The 20,607-nt window shown below is 72.1% G+C and carries 17 protein-coding genes; 10 read left to right on the top strand and 7 right to left on the bottom strand.

From position 1 onward, the window contains the following. The first annotated feature begins 6 nt into the window (after positions 1-6). A complete protein-coding gene (locus tag KAK03_RS21900; RefSeq protein ID WP_210856802.1) occupies positions 7-1,170 on the top strand; it encodes an ABC transporter substrate-binding protein in 1,164 nt (387 codons plus the stop codon). A gap of 24 nt (positions 1,171-1,194) precedes the next feature. Here the strand turns inward: KAK03_RS21900 and KAK03_RS21895 are convergent, their stop codons facing one another. Both KAK03_RS21895 and KAK03_RS21890 read right to left on the bottom strand, forming a co-directional pair. After that, positions 1,195-2,043: an alpha/beta hydrolase gene (locus tag KAK03_RS21895; protein ID WP_210856801.1), complete on the bottom strand. Its 849-nt coding sequence runs from the start codon at positions 2,041-2,043 to the stop codon at positions 1,195-1,197. A gap of 35 nt (positions 2,044-2,078) precedes the next feature. Next, positions 2,079-4,493, bottom strand: coding sequence for a putative bifunctional diguanylate cyclase/phosphodiesterase (locus KAK03_RS21890; RefSeq protein WP_210856800.1), 2,415 nt, complete (start codon positions 4,491-4,493; stop codon positions 2,079-2,081). A gap of 129 nt (positions 4,494-4,622) precedes the next feature. Between KAK03_RS21890 and KAK03_RS21885 the strand changes: the two genes are divergently transcribed. After that, positions 4,623-5,456 carry an enoyl-CoA hydratase-related protein gene (locus tag KAK03_RS21885; protein ID WP_210856799.1) on the top strand — a complete coding sequence of 278 codons (834 nt, stop codon included), beginning with the start codon at positions 4,623-4,625 and terminating at the stop codon, positions 5,454-5,456. Here KAK03_RS21885 and glpK read toward each other — a convergent pair whose 3' ends face one another. Both glpK and KAK03_RS21875 read right to left on the bottom strand, forming a co-directional pair. Then, complete coding sequence (gene glpK, locus KAK03_RS21880) at positions 5,457-6,950, bottom strand: glycerol kinase GlpK (protein ID WP_210856798.1); 1,494 nt, start codon at positions 6,948-6,950, stop codon at positions 5,457-5,459. It lies immediately after the preceding gene. 20 nt (positions 6,951-6,970) lie between these two features. Further along, entirely contained in the window at positions 6,971-7,735 is a 765-nt protein-coding gene (locus KAK03_RS21875; RefSeq protein ID WP_210856797.1) for a DeoR/GlpR family DNA-binding transcription regulator, read from the bottom strand. Between the two features lie 160 nt (positions 7,736-7,895). Between KAK03_RS21875 and glpD the strand changes: the two genes are divergently transcribed. From glpD to KAK03_RS21835, 8 genes are all read left to right on the top strand, one after another. After that, complete coding sequence (gene glpD / locus KAK03_RS21870; RefSeq protein WP_310738702.1) at positions 7,896-9,521, top strand: glycerol-3-phosphate dehydrogenase; 1,626 nt, start codon at positions 7,896-7,898, stop codon at positions 9,519-9,521. After that, positions 9,512-10,591, top strand: a complete 1,080-nt coding sequence (locus tag KAK03_RS21865; protein ID WP_210856796.1) for an ABC transporter ATP-binding protein — start codon at positions 9,512-9,514, stop codon at positions 10,589-10,591. The genes glpD and KAK03_RS21865 overlap by 10 nt, the downstream gene beginning before the upstream one ends. 1 nt (position 10,592) lies before the next feature. Further along, positions 10,593-11,663 carry an ABC transporter ATP-binding protein gene (locus tag KAK03_RS21860; protein ID WP_210856795.1) on the top strand — a complete coding sequence of 357 codons (1,071 nt, stop codon included), beginning with the start codon at positions 10,593-10,595 and terminating at the stop codon, positions 11,661-11,663. Continuing rightward, on the top strand, positions 11,660-12,553 hold the full coding sequence (locus KAK03_RS21855) for a carbohydrate ABC transporter permease (RefSeq protein WP_210856794.1): 894 nt from the start codon (positions 11,660-11,662) through the stop codon (positions 12,551-12,553). Before KAK03_RS21860 ends, KAK03_RS21855 begins: the two co-directional genes overlap by 4 nt. Continuing rightward, a complete protein-coding gene (locus tag KAK03_RS21850; protein ID WP_210856793.1) occupies positions 12,550-13,362 on the top strand; it encodes a carbohydrate ABC transporter permease in 813 nt (270 codons plus the stop codon). The genes KAK03_RS21855 and KAK03_RS21850 overlap by 4 nt, the downstream gene beginning before the upstream one ends. 128 nt (positions 13,363-13,490) lie before the next feature. Further along, positions 13,491-13,799 carry a DUF2160 domain-containing protein gene (locus tag KAK03_RS21845; protein WP_210856792.1) on the top strand — a complete coding sequence of 103 codons (309 nt, stop codon included), beginning with the start codon at positions 13,491-13,493 and terminating at the stop codon, positions 13,797-13,799. A 113-nt stretch (positions 13,800-13,912) separates the two neighbouring features. Beyond that, the gene (locus KAK03_RS21840) at positions 13,913-15,646 is read left to right on the top strand and encodes an ABC transporter substrate-binding protein (protein ID WP_210856791.1); all 1,734 of its coding nucleotides are present in this window, start codon (positions 13,913-13,915) and stop codon (positions 15,644-15,646) included. Between the two features lie 185 nt (positions 15,647-15,831). Then, positions 15,832-17,364, top strand: coding sequence for a TIR domain-containing protein (locus tag KAK03_RS21835; RefSeq protein WP_210856790.1), 1,533 nt, complete (start codon positions 15,832-15,834; stop codon positions 17,362-17,364). Between the two features lie 7 nt (positions 17,365-17,371). On the opposite strand, the gene KAK03_RS21830 is transcribed toward KAK03_RS21835, so the two are convergent. The 3 genes from KAK03_RS21830 to KAK03_RS21820 form a co-directional block, all read right to left on the bottom strand. Beyond that, positions 17,372-18,124, bottom strand: coding sequence for an SDR family oxidoreductase (locus KAK03_RS21830; protein WP_210856789.1), 753 nt, complete (start codon positions 18,122-18,124; stop codon positions 17,372-17,374). 91 nt (positions 18,125-18,215) lie between these two features. Continuing rightward, positions 18,216-18,470 carry an EF-hand domain-containing protein gene (locus KAK03_RS21825; RefSeq protein ID WP_210856788.1) on the bottom strand — a complete coding sequence of 85 codons (255 nt, stop codon included), beginning with the start codon at positions 18,468-18,470 and terminating at the stop codon, positions 18,216-18,218. Positions 18,471-18,591: 121 nt separating this feature from the next. Beyond that, positions 18,592-20,229 (bottom strand): GGDEF domain-containing protein, encoded by a 1,638-nt coding sequence (locus KAK03_RS21820; RefSeq protein WP_210856787.1) that lies wholly within the window; start codon positions 20,227-20,229, stop codon positions 18,592-18,594. Positions 20,230-20,607: the final 378 nt, after the last annotated feature.

Genomic DNA, 20,607 nt, shown 5'->3' with positions numbered 1-20,607 from the left:
GGACTCATGGGCGCTGACCACAGCAGCCGTCGTCACTGGCTGGCCCGCCTGGTGGCGGGTGGCTGGGCGCTGGCCGGTGCGCGGGCGGTGCACGCCCAGGCCACGCCGGGGGTCTCGCCGCAGGCCATCCTGATCGGCCAGGTGCTGTCGATGCAGGCCGGCCGCAACGACCACGGCGTGGCCACGCGCCAGGGCGTGGAAGCCGGCGTGCGCCGGGTCAATGCCGAGGGCGGCATCCTGGGCCGGCAACTGCAGATCCGGGTGGCCGACGATGACGCCAAGCCCGACCAGGCCGAGGCCCTGGCCCACCAGCTGGTGGCCGACGGCGTGTTCCTGCTGTTCGGCTCGATCGAGGGCGGCCCCAGCAACGCGGTGATGAAGGCCGCCAACGCCAAGAACGTGCCCTTCTTCGCGCCGATGGCCGGCTCGCCCACGCTGCGCCGGCCGCTGCAGCCGCTGGTGTTTCCGGTGCGCGCCGAACACCGCGACGAGTTCCGCGCGCTGCTGGCCCACGGCGGCAGCCTGGGCATGCGCCGCGCCGCCTTCCTGCAGTCCGACACCGAGGTCGGCCGCCTGCACCTGGCCAATGTGCAGCTGGCCTGCGCCGACCTGGGCTGGCAGCCGCCGCTGGCGCTGCCCATCGGCAGCGAGGTCAGCGATGCGCAGATCACCGCCATGGTCCAGCGCCTGCGCGAGGCCCGCTGCGAACTGATCTTCAACCACGGCTCGATCGGCGTGTATGAGCGCCTGATCCGCGCACTGCGCCAGGCCGGCCTGGGCATCGCCTGCTATGGCGTCAATTCGGGCTCGGCGCAGCTGGCCAAGCGGCTGGGCGAGCTGTCGCACGGCATGCTGTTCACCCAGGTCGTGCCCTCGCCGTGGGAGCGCAAGACCGCGCTCACCCGCGACTACCAGACCGACTTCCGCGCCGCCTTTCCGGACCCGGAGTTCTCATACGGCAGCCTGGAGGGCTACCTCAGCGTGCGCGCGCTGGCCGAGGCGCTGCGCCGCAGCGGCCGCGACCTCAGCCGGGCGGGCTTCGTGAAGACGCTGGAAACCGCCAGCTTCGAGGTGGCCGGCTTCAAGCTGCGCTACACCCGCGAGGAGCACATCGGTTCGACCTTTGTCGACACCGCGCTGGTCACGCGCGACGGCCGCTTCCGGCACTGACGGCCCCTGCGGCCGGCCCAGCCCTCAAATGCCCGCCGGGTAGCGGGTGTCCAGCCAGTCCAGCAGCGCGGCCATCACCTCGGCCCGCTCGGGCTCGTGGAAGATCTCGTGCGCCAGGCCGGGCCATGCGCGGTGGCTGAGCACCGCCGACGGTGCCTGCTGCGCGAAGCGCGCGCTGCCGGCCGGGGCCACGCAGCGGTCAGCGCCGGCCCACATCAGCAGCGTGGGCACCGACCAGCGCGGGGCCACCGCCTGCACCGCCGGCCCGGCCTGGGCCAGGAAGCGACCCAGCCGGCCGCTGATGCGGTCGTGCACCAGCGGGTCGGCCAGGTAGCCGGCCACCACCGCCGGGTCGCGTGAGATCCAGGCGGCGTCCAGTCCGTTGCCCACGCACAGCGACGGCAGCAGCCGCGGCACCACCGCCAGCAGCAGGCGCTGCAGCGCACTGGCGCCGATGTCCAGTGCCGGCGACGACAGCACCAGCGCTTCCACCGGCTGCCACCACGCGGCGGGGCGCTCGGCCAGGCCCTCGGCCACGTAGCGGGCCGCCACCGCGCCGCCCATGCTGTGGCCCAGCAGCACCAGCGGGCCGCTGCCGGCGGCGCGCACCACGCTGAGCATGCGGCCCAGGTCGGCCAGCAGGCTGTCGTCGGCGGCGATCAGGCCGCGCGGGCCTTCTGACTGGCCATGGCCGCGCTGGTCATAAGCGGCCACGCGCCAGCCGTGGCTGCACAGGGTCTGGGCCAGCTCCTCGTAGCGGCCGGCGTGCTCGCCCAGGCCGTGCACCAGCAGCACCTGGCCGCGCGGGGCGTCGGCGTCCCACAGGCGGGTGTGCAGGCTCAGGCCATCGGCGGTGTGGATCGCGTCGCTCATGGGCAGGTCTTCTTGCGGCTGATGCGCACAGTCTCTCATCCCGCCCAGGCGGCGGGCCGGCCCCACAGAAAGCCCTGACCGCGCGGCACGCCCAGCCCGGCCAGGCAGGCGGCCTGGCGCGGGTGCTCCACGCCCTCGGCCACCAGGTCCAGCGACAGCGCCTGCGCCAGCCCCACCAGCAGCGCGACGATGGCCTCGCTGGGCCGATCCTCCGGTAGACGCTGGACGAAGCTGCGGTCGATCTTCAGCACGTCCACCGGCAGGCTGCGCAGGTAGGCCAGCGACGAGTAGCCGGTGCCGAAGTCGTCCAGCGCGATGCGCACGCCCAGCGCGCGTGCGGCGCGCAGGCCGTCCAGCGCCGGCCCCTGCGCCTCCAGCAGCGAGGCCTCGGTCAGCTCCAGCTCCAGCAGCGACGGCGGCACCCCGGTCTCGGCCAGCAGCCGCTGCAGCGTGGGCACGAAGCCGGCCGCGCCCCAGGTGCGCGCGCTCAGGTTCACCGCCACCGGCAGCTCGGCGCCGCGTCGCCGTGCCTCGGCCGCCCAGGCCAGCGACTGCGCCAGCATCCAGCGGTCGATGTCGATCACCAGGCCGCTGTCCTCGGCCACCTGGATGAACTCGGCCGGCCCCAGCAGGCCGCGCTGCGGATGCTGCCAGCGCACCAGCGCCTCGACGCCCACGCGCGGCCCATCGGCCGTCAGGGCCACCTGCGGCTGCTGCCAGGCGCGCAGCTCGCCGCTGCGCAGCGCGCGGCGCAGATCGGCCTCGGTGCGGGTGCGCGCCAGCTGTTCCTCGCGCAGCCGCGGGTGGTAGGCGCGCAGCCGCCGCCCGCCGGCCGGCAGCGCGCCGGCCGAGGCCAGCTCGGCCTGCTGCAGCAGCTGGTCGGACTGCAGGCCATCGGCCGGAAACAGCGACCAGCCGACGGCCACGGCCAGCGGCGTGCCGGTGCCGCTGGGCAGCGCCTGCACGCCGGCGCACAGCGCCTCGGCCCAGGCGGCGGGGTCGTCCAGCGCGCGGGCGTCGTCGCTGCACAGCACGAACTGGCCGTCGCGGTGGACGAAGACCGAGCCCTCGCCCATCCGGTCCAGCAGCCAGCGGCCCACCTGGCGCAGCACGCCGTCCACACCGCCGGAGCCGATCACCGCCGCCAGCTCCTGCAGCTGCGCCAGGCACAGCGACAACACCAGCAGCCGCGACACCGTCTGCAGCCGCTGCGGCAGCGCATGCTCCAGCGCGCGCCGGTTGGCCAGCAGCGTCACGCTGTCGCGCTCGGCCAGCCAGCGCACCCGCGACTCGGATTCGTCCAGCGCCCGGGTGGCCTCGGCCACGCGGCGGTCCAGCGCGGCGTGGCGGCTCTCGCGGTCGCGCTGGTCGGCGTGCTCACGCGCGTGCATCAGCACCGAGTCGATGCCCTCGGCCAGGTCGTCCAGCACGCGGGCACCGGCCTCGCGCCGCCGCTCGGCCAGCTCGCTGGACAGGCGCGCGGCGCTGGACCACAGGCCCAGCGCGGCGGCCTGCTCGGCCAGGAAGGCCAGCGCTTCCTCGCGGTAGATCGGCCGGCCTTCGCGGTCCAGGCGCCGGCGCGCCAGCTCGGCCAGCCGGATCGCCTGCCGGTGCCGGCCTTCCACCGCCAGCACACGGCCGTGGTTCAGCGCCAGCGCGGCCTGCAGCCGGCGCAGCCCGTGGCGGCGCTGCAGCGCCCGCGCGCGTTGCCAGGCCTGGCGGGCCGGGCTGGCCTGGCCCAGCGCGGCCCGCGCCCAGGCCAGGTTGCACCACAGCGCTGCGTGGGCCAGGGGCCAACATTCGACATCGGGCTCGGCCAGGCCCTGTTGCAGCTCGCGTTCGGCCTGCGCCGGCTGGCGCGCCAGCAGCGCGCAGTAACCCAGGTTGGCGGCCACCCGCACGCGCCAGCCGGCGGGCACGGTGGGGCCCATCAGGCTCAGCGCCTCCTGGTAGGCGGCGCGGGTGGTGTCGAGCTGCGCCAGGTGCACATGCAGCAGGCCGGCGGTGAACAGCGCCGCGCCGCGCTCGCGGTCCAGCCCGTGTTCGCGCGCCAGCACCATGGCCTCGCGCAGGTAGGCCGAGGCGTAGACGAAACGGCCGAGCTGGATCTGCGCGTCGCCCAGCACCGTCAGCGCCACCGCCAGCCGCTCGGGGCGGCCGCGCTGGCGCAGCTCGGGCATCAGCTGCACCAGCGCATCGGCGGCGCCCAGCCAGTCGCCTTCAATTTCGCGCACCTGCGCGGCCAGCAGCGCGCCGTCGAGCATGTCGTCGGTGTCGCCCGCGGGCGCGACCAGGTCGCGCGCCTGCGCGACCACCACCGCCAGCCCGTGCGTGCCCTGGTGCAGCGCGGGCTGCAGCTGCGCGAACAGCGGCGCCAGGTCGCGCCCACGGTGCGCCAGCACAGACAGCTCGTTCACCCAGGGCGACTGTGCCGCCACATCCTTGTCCATCAGACCTCCCATGCCCGATGATGCGGGCCGCGCCGGACCCGGCGCAAGTCCCTCGGCCCACCCGGCGTTGTCCCGGTGGCGACAGGAGTGGCACTTGCGTCACGCTATGGTCTGGCCGAGGAGACCGTGATGACCGACACCCCCAGCTTCACCTGCCACACCGATGCCGACAGCGGCGTCACCGAGCTCAGCCTGTGCCGCCCCGAGCGGCTCAATGCGCTGGACCCGGCCTTCTTCCGCGCGCTGCGCCAGACGGTGCAGGCGCTGGATGCGGCCGGCACCACCCGCGTGCTGCTGATCAGCTCCAGCGGCAAGCATTTCAGCGCCGGCATGGCGCTGGACGTGTTCGCCTCGGACCTGGCGCTGCTGTCCACCGCCACCGCACGCCAGCGCCAGGCCTTCCAGACCGGCCTGCGCGCGCTGATGGAGGACCTGGACGTGCTGGACACCGCGCGCTTCCCGGTGATCTGCGCGGTGCAGGGCGGCTGCATCGGCGGCGCGCTGGATCTGGCGGCGGCCTGCGACATCCGCGTGTGCAGCGCCGACGCCTTCTTCACCATCCAGGAGATCGTCATCGGCATGGCGGCCGACCTGGGCTCGCTACAGCGCCTGCCGAAGATCCTGCCGCAGGGCATCGTGCGCCAGATGGCCTACACCGGCGAGCGGCTCGATGCCCAGCGCGCGCTGGCCCACGGCCTGGTCAACGCGGTGCTGCCCGATGCTGCGGCACTGCGCGAGCACGCGCTGGCGCTGGCGCGCGAGATCGCCGCCAAGAGCCCGCTGGCGATTGCCACCAGCAAGCAGGCGCTGAACTATGCGCGCGACCATGGCGTGGCCGACGCGCTGGCGCAGATGCGCCTGCTGCAGAGCGCGGCCTTCGACATCGAGGAGATGGGCCGCGCGATCGCCGCCTGGAAGGACAAGCGCGCGGGCGATTTCGCGCCGCTGGCGCCCACCGCCTGATCAGGCGGCGCGGGCCTGGCGCACCGCACGCTCCCACTGCGCCATCAGGTCCTGCGCCCGCTCGCGCGGCATCGTGGGCAGGAAGCTGCGCTCGACCTGCCACTGCGCCTCCAGCTCGTCCAGGCTGCGCCACACGCCGGTGGCCAGGCCGGCCAGGTAGGCGGCGCCCAGCGCGGTGGTCTCGATCACCTGCGGCCGCTGCACCGGGATGCCCAGCAGGTCGGCCTGGAACTGCATCAGCAGGTTGTTGACGCAGGCGCCGCCGTCTACACGCAGCTCGCTCACCGGCGTGCTGCCGGCCGCCACGGCGTCCTTGCTCATGCTGTGCAGCAGGGCGGCGCTCTGGAAGGCGATGCTCTCCAGCGCAGCGCGGGCGATGTGGGCCACGGTGGAGCCGCGCGTCAGGCCGACGATGGTGCCGCGCGCGTCAGCGTCCCAGTAGGGCGCGCCCAGGCCGGTGAAGGCCGGCACCAGCATCACGCCGCCGGCGTCGGGCACGCTCTCGGCCAGGGCCTGCACCTCGGAGCTGGACTGGATGGCGCGCAGGCCGTCGCGCAGCCACTGCACCACCGCGCCGCCGATGAACACGCTGCCCTCGAAGGCGAACTGCGGCCGGGCATCGGCCTGCGCCGCGCTGGTGGTGATCAGGCCGTTGGCGCTGGTCTGGAAGCGCTCGCCGGTGTGCATCAGCATGAAGCAGCCGGTGCCGTAGGTGTTCTTCGCCAGCCCGGCGCGAAAGCAGGCCTGGCCGAACAGCGCGCTCTGCTGGTCGCCGGCCATGCCGGCCACCGGCACCGCGGCGCCCAGCAGCGCCGGCTCGGTCTCGCCATACACGTGGGCGCTGGGGTGGACCTGCGGCAGCACGCTGTCGGGCACGCGCAGCAGGCCCAGCAGCTGGTGGTCCCAGCGGTTGTGGCGGATGTCGAACATCATCGTCCGCGCCGCGTTGCTGACATCGGTGGCATGCACCCGGCCACCGGTGAGCTTCCACAGCAGCCAGCTGTCCACCGTGCCGAAGGCCAGCTCGCCGCGCGCCGCCGCCGCGTGCGCGCCCTCCACGTGGTCCAGGATCCAGCGCACCTTGGTGCCCGAGAAGTACGCGTCCACGCGCAGCCCGGTGCTCTGCAGAAAGGTCTCGCCATGGCCCTGCTCGCGCAGCTGCGCGCACAGCGGCTCGGCGCGGCGGTCCTGCCAGACGATGGCGTTGTGGATCGCGCGGCCGGTGCGGCGGTCCCAGACCACCGTGGTCTCGCGCTGGTTGGTGATGCCGATCGCGCGCAGCTCGCGCGCGGTGATGCCGGCCTTCGCCAGCGCCTCCTGCGCGGTGGCCAGCTGGCTGGTCCAGATCTCCTCGGGGTCGTGCTCGACCCAGCCGGGCTGCGGGTAGATCTGGCGGAACTCGCGCTGCGCCATGGCCACGATGCGGCCGCGCTCGTCGAAGACGATGCTGCGCGAGCTGGAGGTGCCCTGGTCCAGGGCCAGGATGAATGCCATGCGGGTCTCCTCGTTGTTGTTCAGGTCGCCACTTCCACCTGCACTCCGGCCTCGGCCAGCAGGCCGGGGAAGGGCGCTGGTGGCGGCGCATCGGTGAACAGCAGGTCGATCTGGTCCATGCGGCCGAGCTCGACCATCGCCGGCCGGTTGAACTTGCTGTGGTCGGTGGCCAGCCAGACCTCGCGGCTGTGCTCGATGATGGCGCGCGCCACCTGCACCTCGCGGTAATCGTAGTCGCGCAGCGTGCCGTCGGCCTCGATGCCGCTGATGCCGATCAGGCCGATGTCGACGCGGAACTGGCGGATCAGGTCCACCGCCGCGGCGCCGACGATGCCGCGGTCGCGGTGGCGCACCACGCCGCCGGTGACGATCACCTCGCAGTCCGGGTTGGCGGCCAGGATGGTGGCCACGTTCAGGTTGTTGGTGATCACGCGCAGGCCCTGGTGCTGCAGCAGCTCGCGCGCGATCGCCTCGGTGGTGGTGCCCAGGTTGATCAGCAGCGAGCTGCCGTTGGGCACGCGCTGCGCCACCGCGCGGGCGATGCGCTGCTTGGCATCGGCGTGCAGCATCTCGCGCTGGCGGTAGGCGATGTTCTCGGTGGTGGAGCTGGGCACCCGCACGCCACCGTGGTAGCGCGACAGCAGCCCGGCCTCGGCCAGCAGCTTCACGTCGCGGCGCACCGTCTGCAGCGTCACGCCGAAGCGCTCGGCCAGCGCCTCCACGCTCATCACGCCATGCTGGCGCACGGCCTCGAGCAGTTCCGATTGGCGGGGATTGGGCGTCATGGCGGCATCGATGGTACGACCGGAGTCCCCCGGCGCCGCGAGCCTAAACGAACCAAAGCGAAAACAAACAGCTGAAATTCCTATTGCAAACGAACATTGCCTGGGCTAAAAAGAAAAAAGAAGAACGCGACCCACCGGTCGCACGCTGGAGACATTGCCCGTGCCGTCCTCATCGCCCCTGCCGGCGAGCGCCCCGCCTCACGCCGACGCCTGCGACGTCCTCGTCGTGGGCGGCGGCATCAATGGCTGTGGCATCGCCCGCGACCTGGCCGGCCGCGGCTGGCGCGTGGTGCTGGCCGAGCAGGACGACCTGGCGGCGCACACCTCCAGCTCCTCCACCAAGCTGATCCACGGCGGCCTGCGCTACCTCGAGTACTACGAGTTCAGCCTGGTGCGCAAGGCGCTGCAGGAGCGCGAGGTGCTGCTCAAGAGCGCGCCGCACATCATGTGGCCGCTGCGCTTCGTGATGCCGCACGACCCGGCGATGCGGCCGGCCTGGCTGATCCGCCTGGGCATCTTCCTGTACGACCACCTGGCCCGGCGCGAGGTGCTGCCGGGCTCGCGCGGCGTCAACCTGCGCACCCACCCGGTGGGCGCGGCGCTGCAGGACCGCTACACGCGCGGCTTCATCTACTCCGACGGCTGGGTGGACGACGCGCGGCTGGTGGTGCTCAACGCGATCGATGCGCGCGCCCGCGGCGCCTCGGTGCGCACCCGCACCCGGGTCGAATCGGTGCAGCGCGAGGCCGGCGGCTGGCTGGCCCGGCTGGCCGGTCCGCAGGGCGAGCGGCAGACGGTGCGTGCCCGCGCGCTGGTCAACGCCGCCGGTCCCTGGGCCGAGAGCTTTCTGCGCGGCGTGGCCCGCCCGGCCGGTCACGAGAACCTGGCCACGCGCAGCCTGCGCCTGGTCAAGGGCTCGCACATCATCGTGCCGCGCTGCTTCGAACACGACCACGCCTACATCTTCCAGAACCCCGACAAGCGCATCATCTTCGCCATCCCCTACGAGCGCGAGTTCACGCTGATCGGCACCACCGACGAGGAGATCCACGGCGACCCGCGCGACGCCCGCATCGGCCCCGACGAGGTGGCCTACCTGTGCGAGCAGGCCAGCCGCTACTTCCGCCGCCCGGTGCGCGCCGCCGACGTGGTCTGGAGCTACACCGGGGTGCGCCCGCTGCTGGATGACGCCTCGGGCGACCCCTCGGCTGTCACCCGCGACTACCTGCTGGAAAGCAACGAGCTGCCCGGCGGCGGCGCGCCGCTGCTGAGTGTGTGGGGCGGCAAGATCACCACCTTCCGCAAGCTGGCCGAGGACGCTGCCGACGAGGTGGGCCGCATGCTGGGCGAGCCGCGCCGCGCCTGGACCGAGGGCGCTTTCCTGCCCGGCGGCGACCTGCGCGACTGGGTCGGCCCGCCGCAGCGCCCCGACACCGATTTCGAGCGCCTGGTCCAGACCCTGGGCCAGCGCCACCCCTGGCTGCCCGGCCCGCTGGCGCGCCGCCTGGCCCGGGCCTATGGCGCCCGCGTCGGCCTGGTGCTGGGCGACGCGCGCTCGCTGGCCGATCTGGGCGCCGCCGTGGCGCCGGGCCTGCACGAGGCCGAGTTGCGCTACCTGCGAGACGAGGAGTGGGCCTGCAGTGCCGACGACGTGCTGTGGCGCCGCTCCAAGCTGGGCCTGCACCTGACCGCGGCCGAGCGGGCCCAGGTGGCCGCCTGGATGGCCGCCCATGCGCAGGCCGGCGCCGATGACGAGATGACGATGAAGGTGGACACATGCAGCTGACGCTCGAAGGCATCAGCCGCCGCGTCGGGGCCGAGACCTGGCTCCATCCGATGGACCTGGCGCCACGGCCCGGCGCCGTGACCGTGCTGCTGGGCGCCACCCAGGCGGGCAAGACCAGCCTGATGCGGGTGATGGCCGGGCTCGATGCGCCCAGCGCCGGCCGCGTGCGCGTGGACGGCACCGACGTCACCGGTCTGTCGGTGCGCCAGCGCAACGTGGCCATGGTCTACCAGCAGTTCATCAACTACCCGTCGATGACGGTGTTCGACAACATCGCCTCGCCGCTGAAGCTGGCCGGCCGCCCGCGCGACCAGATCCGCCAGCAGGTGCAGGCGCTGGCCGAGCGGCTGCACATCGAGCCCTTCCTGGCCCGGCTGCCGGCCGAGCTGTCGGGTGGCCAGCAGCAGCGCGTGGCGCTGGCGCGCGCGCTGGCCAAGCAGGCGCCGCTGATGCTGCTGGATGAGCCGCTGGTCAACCTGGACTACAAGCTGCGCGAGGAACTGCGCGAGGAGCTCTCGGCGCTGTTCGCCAGCGGCGAGGCCACCGTGGTCTACGCCACCACCGAGCCGGCCGAGGCGTTGCTGCTGGGCGGCTACACCGCGGTGCTCGACCGCGGCGAGCTGCTGCAGTACGGCCCCACCGCCGAGGTCTTCCACCGCCCGGCCTCGCTGCGCGTGGCACGCGCCTTCAGCGACCCGCCGATGAACCTGCTGGCGGCCGAGGTGGCCGACGGCGGCGCCCAGCTGGCCGGCGGCCCGCTGCTCGCGGTGGACCTGCCCACCCACGCCACCCGCACGCTGACGCTGGGCCTGCGCGCCAGTGCGCTGCGGGTGCAGTCGCGGCCCGGTGATGTGGCCCTGCCGGGCCAGGTGCAGCTGGCCGAGATCTCGGGCTCGGACACCTTCGTCCATGTGCACACCGCGGTGGGCGAGCTGGTGGCGCAGCTGACCGGCGTGCACGAGTTCGAGCTGGGCGCCGCCTTGACCCTGTACGCCAGCCCGGCGCAGGCCTATGCCTTTGACGCCAGCGGCGCGCTGCTGACGGCGCCCGAGCGCGCGCGGGGAGTGTGAGATGGCCAAGATCGAACTCGACCTGGCGCACAGCTACAAGCCGAACCCCCGGCAGGACAGCGACTACGCGCTGCTGCCGCTGAACATGTGCTTCGAGGACGGCGGCGCCTATGCGCTGCTGGGCCCGTCGGGCTGCGGCAAGACCACGATGCTCAACATCATGTCGGGTCTGCTGGTGCCGTCGCAGGGCACGGTGCGCTTTGACGGCCAGGACATGACCCGCGCCACGCCGCAGCAGCGCAACATCGCCCAGGTCTTCCAGTTCCCGGTCATCTACGACACCATGACCGTGGCCGAGAACCTGGCCTTCCCGCTGAAGAACCGTGGCGTGCCGGCGGCGCAGATCCGCCAGCGCGTGGGCCAGATCGCCGAGATGCTGGAGATGAGCCACCAGCTCGACCAGGCGGCGGCCGGCCTGAGCGCCGACCAGAAGCAGAAGATCTCGCTGGGCCGCGGCCTGGTGCGGCCGGATGTCTCGGCGGTGCTGTTCGACGAGCCGCTGACCGTGATCGACCCGCACCTGAAATGGCAGCTGCGGCGCAAGCTCAAGCAGATCCACCATGAGTTGAAGCTCACGCTGATCTACGTCACCCACGACCAGGTCGAGGCGCTGACCTTTGCCGACCAGGTGGTGGTGATGACGCGCGGCCGCGTGGTGCAGCTGGGCACGCCCGACGCGCTGTTCGAGCGGCCGGCGCACACCTTCGTGGGCCACTTCATCGGCTCGCCCGGCATGAACTTCCTTCAGGCGCAGGCGCGCGGCAATCTGCTGCAGATCGGCAGCCATGCGCTGCCGGCCGACCGCGCGCTGCCCGAGGGCCCGCTGCGCCTGGGCATCCGCCCCGAGTACCTGGCCCTGGCGCCGGCCGGCACGCCCGGCACGCTGCCGGCCCAGGTGCGCCAGGTGCAGGACATCGGCACCTACCAGCTGGTCACGCTGGACGCCGCCGGCCAGGCCCTGAAGGCGCGCCTGTCGCCCGAGGCCGTGCCACCCGCCACCGGCGACGACGTGGGCCTGCAGGTGCTGGGCGCCCACAGCTGCTTCTACCGCGACGAGGAGCTCATCCCGTGACGACCAAGCCCGTCAACCAGAAGGCCTGGTTCCTGATCCTGCCGGTCTTCCTGTGCGTGGCCTTCTCGGCCATCCTGCCGCTGATGACGGTGGTGAACTACTCGGTGCAGGACATCATCAGCCCCGAGCGCCGCGTCTTCGTCGGCACCGAGTGGTTCGCCGCGGTGATGCGCGACGAGGACCTGCACGCCGCGCTGTGGAACCAGATGCGCTTCTCGCTGGCCGTGCTGCTGGTCGAGATCCCGCTGGGCATCGCGCTGGCGCTGTGCATGCCGGCCGCGGGCTGGGCCGCGTCGGCCACGCTGGTGGTGGTGGCGCTGTCGCTGCTGATCCCCTGGAACGTGGTGGGCACGATCTGGCAGATCTTCGGCCGCGCCGACATCGGCCTGCTGGGCCACACGCTGGAGTCGCTGGGCTTTGAGTACAGCTACACCGGCGACGCCACCCACGCCTGGCTGACCGTGCTGCTGATGGATGTGTGGCACTGGACGCCGCTGGTGGCGCTGCTGGCCTACGCCGGCCTGCGATCCATCCCCGACGCCTACTACCAGGCCGCGCGCATCGACGGCGCCAGCCGTCTGGCGGTGTTCCGCTACATCCAGCTGCCCAAGATGCGCGGCGTGCTGATGATCGCGGTGCTGCTGCGCTTCATGGACAGCTTCATGATCTACACCGAGCCCTTCGTGCTCACCGGCGGCGGCCCCGGCAATGCCACCACCTTCCTGTCGCAGTACCTGACGCAGAAGGCGGTGGGCCAGTTCGACCTGGGCCCGGCGGCGGCCTTCTCGCTGATCTACTTCCTGATCATCCTGCTGCTGTGCTTCATCCTCTACAACTGGATGCAGCGGCTGGGCCAGGCCCAGAACCAGGGACAGGAGGTGCAGTCGTGAACGACGCCCGCTTCAAGAAACGCACGCTGTTCCTGCTGGCCTACATGGTCTTTGCGCTGCTGCCCATCTACTGGATGGTCAACATGAGCTTCAAGACCAACGAGGAGATCCTCTCCAGCTTCAGCCTGTGGCCGCAGCAGTTCACCTGGGCCAACTACCGCACCATCTTCACCGACGAGAGCTGGTACTCGGGCTACATCAACAGCCTGATCTACGTGGGCATCAACACGCTGATCTCGATCACCGTGGCGCTGCCCGCGGCCTATGCCTTCAGCCGCTACAGCTTCCTGGGGGACAAGCATGTCTTCTTCTGGCTGCTGACCAACCGCATGACGCCGCCGGCGGTGTTCCTGCTGCCCTTCTTCCAGCTCTACACCACGGTGGGGCTGATGGACACCCACATCGCGGTGGCGCTGGCCCACCTGCTCTTCAACGTGCCGCTGGCGGTGTGGATCCTGGAAGGCTTCATGAGCGGCATTCCGCGCGAGATCGACGAGACCGCCTACATCGACGGCTACAGCTTCCCGCGCTTCTTCGTGCAGGTCTTCCTGCCGCTGATCAAGGCCGGCGTGGGCGTGGCGGCCTTCTTCTGCTTCATGTTCAGCTGGGTCGAGCTGCTGCTGGCGCGCACGCTGACCAGCGTCAACGCCAAGCCCATCGTCGCCACGATGACGCGCACCGTCAGCGCCAGCGGCATGGACTGGGCCACGCTGGCCGCCGCGGGCGTGCTGACCATCGTGCCCGGCGCGATCGTGATCTGGTTCGTGCGCCACTACATCGCCAAGGGCTTTGCGATGGGCCGGGTCTAGCGCTGGAACAAGGAAACAAGCGATGCACAGCTTCAACAGAACCAAGCAGCAGCCACGGAACTGGCTCTGCCAGGCCGTCGGCTGCGCCCCCTTGAGGGGGAGCGCCGCAGGCGCTACGGGGGTGGGCCATGTTTGATTGGATGGTGTGGACGACGCCGGTGGCGGTGTTCTTCAGCTGCATCGCGCTGATGCTGGTGGGCATGACGGTGTGGGAGATCAAGTCGCCCACGGTGCTGCGCAAGGGCTTCCTGCCGATCGCCACCACGCGCGGCGACCGGCTGTTCATCGGCCTGCTCAGCGCGGCCTACATCAACCTGGCCTGGGTGGGCGTGGCCGGCCACCTGGCCGAGTGGCTGTCGCTGGAGAACGAACCCAGCATCTGGATCAGCTTCATCGCCTCGATGGGCGTGCTGGCGCTGGTGATGCGAAAGGGCTGAGACCGATTCCAGGCAATCCGGCCCGGCGCTGCCCCGGGGCCGTGGTGACCTCAACCGCAACGCGGGGCAGCGCGATTCACTCCCGATCATCGACCGCTAGAAGGAGACAAGCGATGAAGATGCGTTACACCGCCCTGGCCCTGGCCGCCGCCTGCGCGCTGGGCAGCACGACCGCCTGGTCCGGCGAAGCCGAGGCCAAGAAGTGGGTGGAGGGCGAGTTCCAGCCCTCCACGCTCAGCAAGGACCAGCAGCTGGCCGAGATGAAGTGGTTCATCGACGCCGCCGCCAAGCTCAAGGCCAAGGGCGTGAAGGAGATCTCGGTGGTGTCCGAGACCATCACCACCCACGAGTACGAGTCCAAGACGCTGGCCAAGGCCTTCAGCGAGATCACCGGCATCACCGTCAAGCACGACCTGATCCAGGAAGGCGACGTGGTCGAGAAGCTGCAGACCTCGATGCAGTCGGGCAAGTCGATCTACGACGGCTGGATCAGCGACTCCGACCTGATCGGCACGCACTACCGCTACGGCAAGATCATGAACCTCACCGACTACATGGCCGGTGCGGGCAAGGAGTTCACCAACCCCGGGCTGGACCTGAAGGACTTCATCGGCACCAGCTTCACCACCGCGCCCGACGGCAAGCTCTACCAGCTGCCCGACCAGCAGTTCGCCAACCTGTACTGGTTCCGCGCCGACCTGTTCGCCCGCAAGGACCTGCAGGACAAGTTCAAGGCCAAGTACGGCTATGAGCTGGGCGTGCCGCTGAACTGGAGCGCCTACGAGGACATCGCCGAGTTCTTCACCAACGACGTGAAGACCATCGACGGCAAGCCCATCTACGGCCACATGGACTACGGCAAGAAGGACCCGTCGCTGGGCTGGCGCTTCACCGACGCCTGGCTGTCGATGGCCGGCACCGCCGACAAGGGCATCCCCAACGGCATGCCGGTCGACGAGTGGGGCATCCGCGTGGCCGACGACAAGTGCACCCCGGTGGGGGCCTCGGTCGAGCGCGGTGGCGCCACCAACTCGCCGGCCGCCGTCTACGCGCTGACCAAGTACGTCGACTGGATGAAGAAGTACGCGCCCAAGGAAGCCACCGGCATGACCTTCGGCGAGGCCGGCCCGGTGCCGGCCCAGGGCCAGATCGCGCAGCAGATCTTCTGGTACACCGCCTTCACCGCCGACATGACCAAGAAGGGCCTGCCGGTGGTCAACGCCGACGGCACCCCGAAGTGGCGCATGGCCCCCGGCCCCAACGGCCCGTACTGGAAGCAGGGCATGCAAAACGGCTACCAGGACGTGGGCTCGTGGACCTTCTTCAAGGACCATGACGCCAACCGCACCGCCGCGGCCTGGCTGTACGCGCAGTTCATCACCGCCAAGACCACCAGCCTGAAGAAGACCATCGTCGGCCTGACGCCGATCCGCGAGTCCGACATCCAGAGCAAGGCCATGACCGACCTGGCCCCCAAGCTGGGCGGCCTGGTCGAGTTCTACCGCAGCCCGGCCCGCGTGGCCTGGACGCCCACCGGCACCAACGTGCCCGACTACCCGAAGCTGGCGCAGCTGTGGTGGAAGAACGTGGCGCAGGCGGTGACCGGCGAGAAGACGCCGCAGGGCGCGATGGACAACCTGGCCAAGGAAATGGACGACGTGATGGCTCGCCTGGAGCGTGCCGGCATGGCCAAGTGCGCGCCCAAGCTGAACAAGAAGGAGGACGCCAAGAAGTGGCTCTCCGACAAGGCGGCGCCGTGGGCCAAGCTGGCCAACGAGAAGCCCAAGGGCGAGACCATCGCCTACGACAAGCTGCTGGGCGCCTGGAAGGAAGGCCGGGTGCGCTGAGCACCGGTCGAATCGTTCTCCACCCCCACACCAGGGCGCCTTCGGGCGCCCTTTTTTCGTGCGGTCCGGCGGCGCGCCGGGCCGCGACTGCGCCATAGTTCGCGCCCGCCGGGGGTCTGGTCCGGCGGCGGCGCTCTGCTGCGCCTATGATCCAGCGCCTGCCGCCGTGGCAGGCGGCAGTACCCATGGACGCATTCGAACCCGACGACGGCTTCGCCCACGATCTTGCCCTGCTGCATGCGCCGCAGGACCTTCGTGCCGCTCAGGCGCTGGCGCTGGCGCTGCAGGCGCAGGGCGCGACCGTGGCCTGGACGCCCGGCCAGCCACCCGAGGCCGGGCGCCTGGACGACGCACTGGCGCGCACCCGCTGGGTGCTGCTGCTGTGGTCGGCCGCATTGGCCGAGCTGCCCGAGCAGATCGAACGCGCCCGCCTGGCGCTGCAGCGCCAGGCGCTGATGCCGCTGCGCCTGGACCCGACGGCGCTGCCGCCGGGCATGGAACGCGTGCCGGTGGTGGCGCTCAGCGGCTGGCAGGGCGACACCGCCGAGCCGGTGTTCACCGGCCTGATGCGGGCGCTGATGCCGCTGGTGCTGCCGCCGCGCAACGCGGCGCCGCCGGCCGCGGCCGCGCCCGCCGCCGAGCCGCGCCGCTGGTGGCAGCTCTGGCGCCGCGAGCCTGCGGCCGAGCCCGCGTCTGACCTGCGCGGCAGCCTGCGTCTGGCGCTGGGGCCCACCGAGGAGCCCTTCGAGCGCACCGTGCCGCTGATCCGCGCCGCCGCGGTGAGCCCGCCCGACACCGTGGCCGAACCGGCCCAGCGGCGCGCCGACATGGCGCCGCCGCGCGACGACGGCCTGCCCGTCTGGGTGGGCGCCGCCGCGCCGCGCCACGCCGCGCCGGGCCAGCACTTCGCGGTGCGCCTGGGCCTGTTCACCGAGCCGATGCGCGAACGCATGCTGGCCGTGCTGGCCCACCTGGCCGAAGAGGCCGAGCTGGCGCCGCGCCCTGACGCGCCCGCCTCCGTCTGGTGCGAGGGCGCACCCATCATCGTGGCCATCGACGGCGGCCCCGACCTGGTGGTGTCGCCGCCGCTGCGTCGCCTGAGCTGGAACGGCCAGTCCGACCTGGCCAGCTTCAACGTCAGCGTCAACCCCGGCACGCCGATGGGACCGCAGACCCTGCACCTGCAGGTGCTGCTGGCGGGCCTGCCGCTGGCCTACCTGAGCCTGCCGCTGCGCATCGAGCGCGCCAACATGGCCACCGCGCTGGCGGTGCCGGTGGTCGAGCCGCCGCGGCCGCTGCCACGCTCGCTGTGGGTGGCGGTGGCCAGCGCCGACGCCAGCGCAGTGGCCGAGCGCGTCAGCCAGGCACTGGCCCAGGCCCCGGGCCTGCGCCTGCAGGCCGGCGACGCGATGCACACCGTGGCCGAGCGCGAGCGCGCGCTGGCCGCCTGCGACGCGATGCTGCTGTGCTGGTCGATGGCGGCCGTCACCGACGCCGAGGTGATCCGCACGCTGCGCCACGGCTGGTCGCGCCTGGGTCCCGAGGCGGTGCTGCCGATGCCGCTGGCCGACCCCGAGGCGGTCTGGCCGCCGCAGGAGTTCTCCGAAGGCCTGTGGCTGGAGCGCTACCGCATGGCCTGGGCCGCGCTGGCGCCGCCGCTGGAGCTGCAGCTGGCCGACGAGCCCGAGACCGAGGTCGGCCCGCTCAGCCGCCGCTGAGCCCGCTTCAGCGCCCGCCGGTGACGTCGATGATCGCGCCGGTGGTGTAGGCCGCCTCGTCGGACAGCAGCCACAGGATGGCCGGCGCCACCTCGTCAGCGGTGCCCAGGCGTCCCATCGGGATCAGGTGCAGGCTCTGCGCCACGCGTGCCGCGTGGCCGCCGCTGGCGTGTATCTCGGTGTCGATGATGCCGGGGCGCACAGCGTTGACGCGCACGCCTTCGGTGGCCACCTCGCGCGCCAGGCCCACCGTGAAGTGGTCGATGGCGGCCTTGCTCATCGAATAGTCCAGGTACAGGCCTGGCGAGCCCACCCGCGCCGCTCCCGAGCTGAGGTTGACGATCGCGCCGCCCTGGCCGCCATGGCGGGTGCTCATGCGGCGCACGGCCTCGCGCGCGCACAGCAGGCTGCCGCTGAGGTTGGTGCGCCACATGCGGTCCAGGCGCGCGGCGCTCATCTCGTCGACGCGGGCCGCCACGTCGATCACGCCGGCGTTGTTGACCAGCGCCCCCAGCGGTCCGAGCTGCGTGTCCACCGCGGCAAACATCGCCGTCACCTGCGCCTCGTCGGCCACGTCGGCCTGCACGACGATGGCGCGGCGCCCGTGCGCACGCACCTGCTGCGCCACGGCCTCGGCGGCGGCGGTGTCGCGCACGCAGTTCACCGCCACGTCCCAGCCGCGCTGGGCGGCCAGGCGGGCGGTGGCGGCACCGATGCCGCGGCTGGCACCGGTGATCAGGACAACACGGGAGGTCGGCATGCGCGGGGCTCCGGCGGCAGCCCCGGGCACCGCGCCCGGGTGGCTGCGTGAGCCCCGAGTGTCGCAAGAAGCCGGGCGCGCCGGCCTCGGCTCACTTGGTGGCGACGGTGGTGTTGCGCTGGCGGGTCTGCTCGGCCACCAGGTAGGCCTGCATCTCGGCGGCGGAGATGTAGCCGTCGCGGTCGGTGTCGATGCGGTTCCAGTCGCGCGTGGCGGGGGCCGTGGCGGGTGCGGCGGTGGCGGTGCGTTCGGCGGTGGCGGGCGCGGCCGGGGCCGGGTTGGCCAGCGCGGTGCCGGCCAGCGCAGCCAGGGCCAGCGGGGCCAGGTGGCGGATCGAGATCGTCATCATCAGCTCCATCGGGTCAGGGGTTGGTGAGGGGAATCGACGCGTCGCGCGACATGGACGTCGCGCCGCCCCGGAAAGTTCCCCCGGTCCCTGAGAGCCAGCGATGGCACTGGGGTGATGCTCAGCCGGCGCGCACCCGGTTGCGACCGGCCTGCTTGGCGCGGTAGAGCGCCCGGTCGGCCTGGTCGAACAGCGCCGCCATGTCGTGCGGCGGTGCCATCGCCAGGCCGATGCTGACCGTCACGCGCAGGCCGGGCTGGTGCTGGCCCCAGTCGGTGTGCTCGACCTGCTCGCGCAGGCGCTCGCAGACCTCGGTGGCGCGGTGCAGGTCGGTCTCGGGCAGCGCCACCAGGAACTCCTCGCCGCCGATGCGCGCGATCAGGTCGGCCGAGCGCGTGCCCTGGCGCAGGCGCTGCGCCAGCTCCACCAGCACGCGGTCGCCGACGCGGTGGCCGAAGCGGTCGTTGATCGACTTGAAATGGTCGATGTCGATCAGCACCAGCGCCAGCTCGCTGCGCTGCTGCTCGGCCTGGTGCAGCAGGCGCGGCAGCTGCTCGTCCAGGTAGCGGCGGTTCCCCAGGCCGGTCAGCGCGTCCTGGCTGGCGCGCACCGCCAGCTCGGCGGCGCGGGCGCGTTCGATCTGCGCCTCCAGCCGCGCGCGCTCGGCCTGCAGGCGGCTCAGCTCGGCCTCGGTGCGGGTGACCAGCAGCGCCGACTGGGCGCGCAGCTGCTGGGCCATGCGGCGACGCAGCAGCTGCTCGCCGGCCTCGTGGTGGCGCAGCGCGGCCGGGGTGTCGCCCAGGAGCTTGCAGGCGCGGTACATCGCGTGGTGCAGGCGGATCCGGGTGGCGGCGGGCACCTGGTCCAGGGCCTCGGTGGCCATGGGCTGCAGGCGTGCCAGCACGCGCGCGGCCTGGTCGGTCTGCAGGTCGCCTTCGGCCAGCGTGCAGCGGATGCGCCAGACCTGCGCCTGGTGACCGCCCTGTTCGGCGGCGGCCAGCGCGCGGTCGAGCAGCGGCTGGGCCTCGTCCAGCCGGCGCTGGTGCAGCAGGACCTCGCCCAGGTTGCCTTCGATGAACACGCGGTGGAAGGGCTCGCCGGTCAGCGCGGCCATCGCGGCGGCCTCGCGGGCATAGCCGGCGGCGCGGTCCAGCGTGGCGGTGGCGTCGGCCTCGTCGATGCCGTCGCGCAGCAGGTGGTAGGCGCCGATCGTCACCGCGGACAGGTTGTTCAGCGTGATCATCAGCGCTTGTGCCCCGCCATCCAGCCGGGCGTGGGACAGGGCCTCGAGCATGATGCGCTCGGCCTGCCAGGGGTCGCCCATGCGCTCGTAGCAGGCCCCCATGGCGTTCAGCGACAGCGCCAGGTTGGCCGAGCGCTCGCCGCTGCGCGCGCGCTCCACGCCCTCCACCGCCCAGGCCATGGCCTCGGCGTGGCGGCCGGTCTCGGAAGCGGCCAGCACGGCCCAGCGCAGGCATTCGTCCAGGTCGTGCTGGTTGGCGCTGGCGCGCAGCTCCGGCCAGCAGCGCGCGAACAGCACCACCAGCTCCTCCAGCCGCCCCAGGCGGAACAGGCAGAACGCGCAGCGGTGCGCCGCCTGCAGGCGCATGGCCCGATCGCCTGCGGCGTCCAGCGCCTGCTGGGCGAGGGCCAGGGCGCGTGTCAGCTCGCCATCGCTGACCGCGGCGGTCGCGGCTTCGAGCAGGCTCGCCGGATCGGGCGAGAACGCCACCGGATCGTCGGGGTGGGGGTACGGCATGGGGGCACTGCTCGCGAAAGGCGACGACCCATGCTGAACCAAGTCACGGTTGGCAACAAGTCCGTGTATCCCGGCGGACGTGATGCATTTGGTGGGCGCTGCGGCCTTGTCGCGCCACTGCGGGGCGATGGCCTCGGGATAACCCGGTAATACAATCGATTGCAATTGGGCGATGATGCGGCCCGTCGCCACCTCACCGCGTCTTGCGATTCCATGAACGCCCCTGTCCCCGCCCGCGCCAACGTCGGCTTCGACCAGGCTCCCCGCCGCCACCCGATCGGTCTGGCGGTCGTGGCCCTGCTGCACGTGGTGGTCGGCTACGCGCTGGTCAACGGCCTGGCGCGCAAGATCGTCGAGGTGGTCAAGGCCCCGATCGAG

Source organism: Ideonella alba (genome assembly GCF_018069845.1).
Lineage (GTDB): Bacteria > Pseudomonadota > Gammaproteobacteria > Burkholderiales > Burkholderiaceae_C > Ideonella > Ideonella alba.
This window is presented reverse-complemented; position numbering and strand designations above follow the sequence as displayed.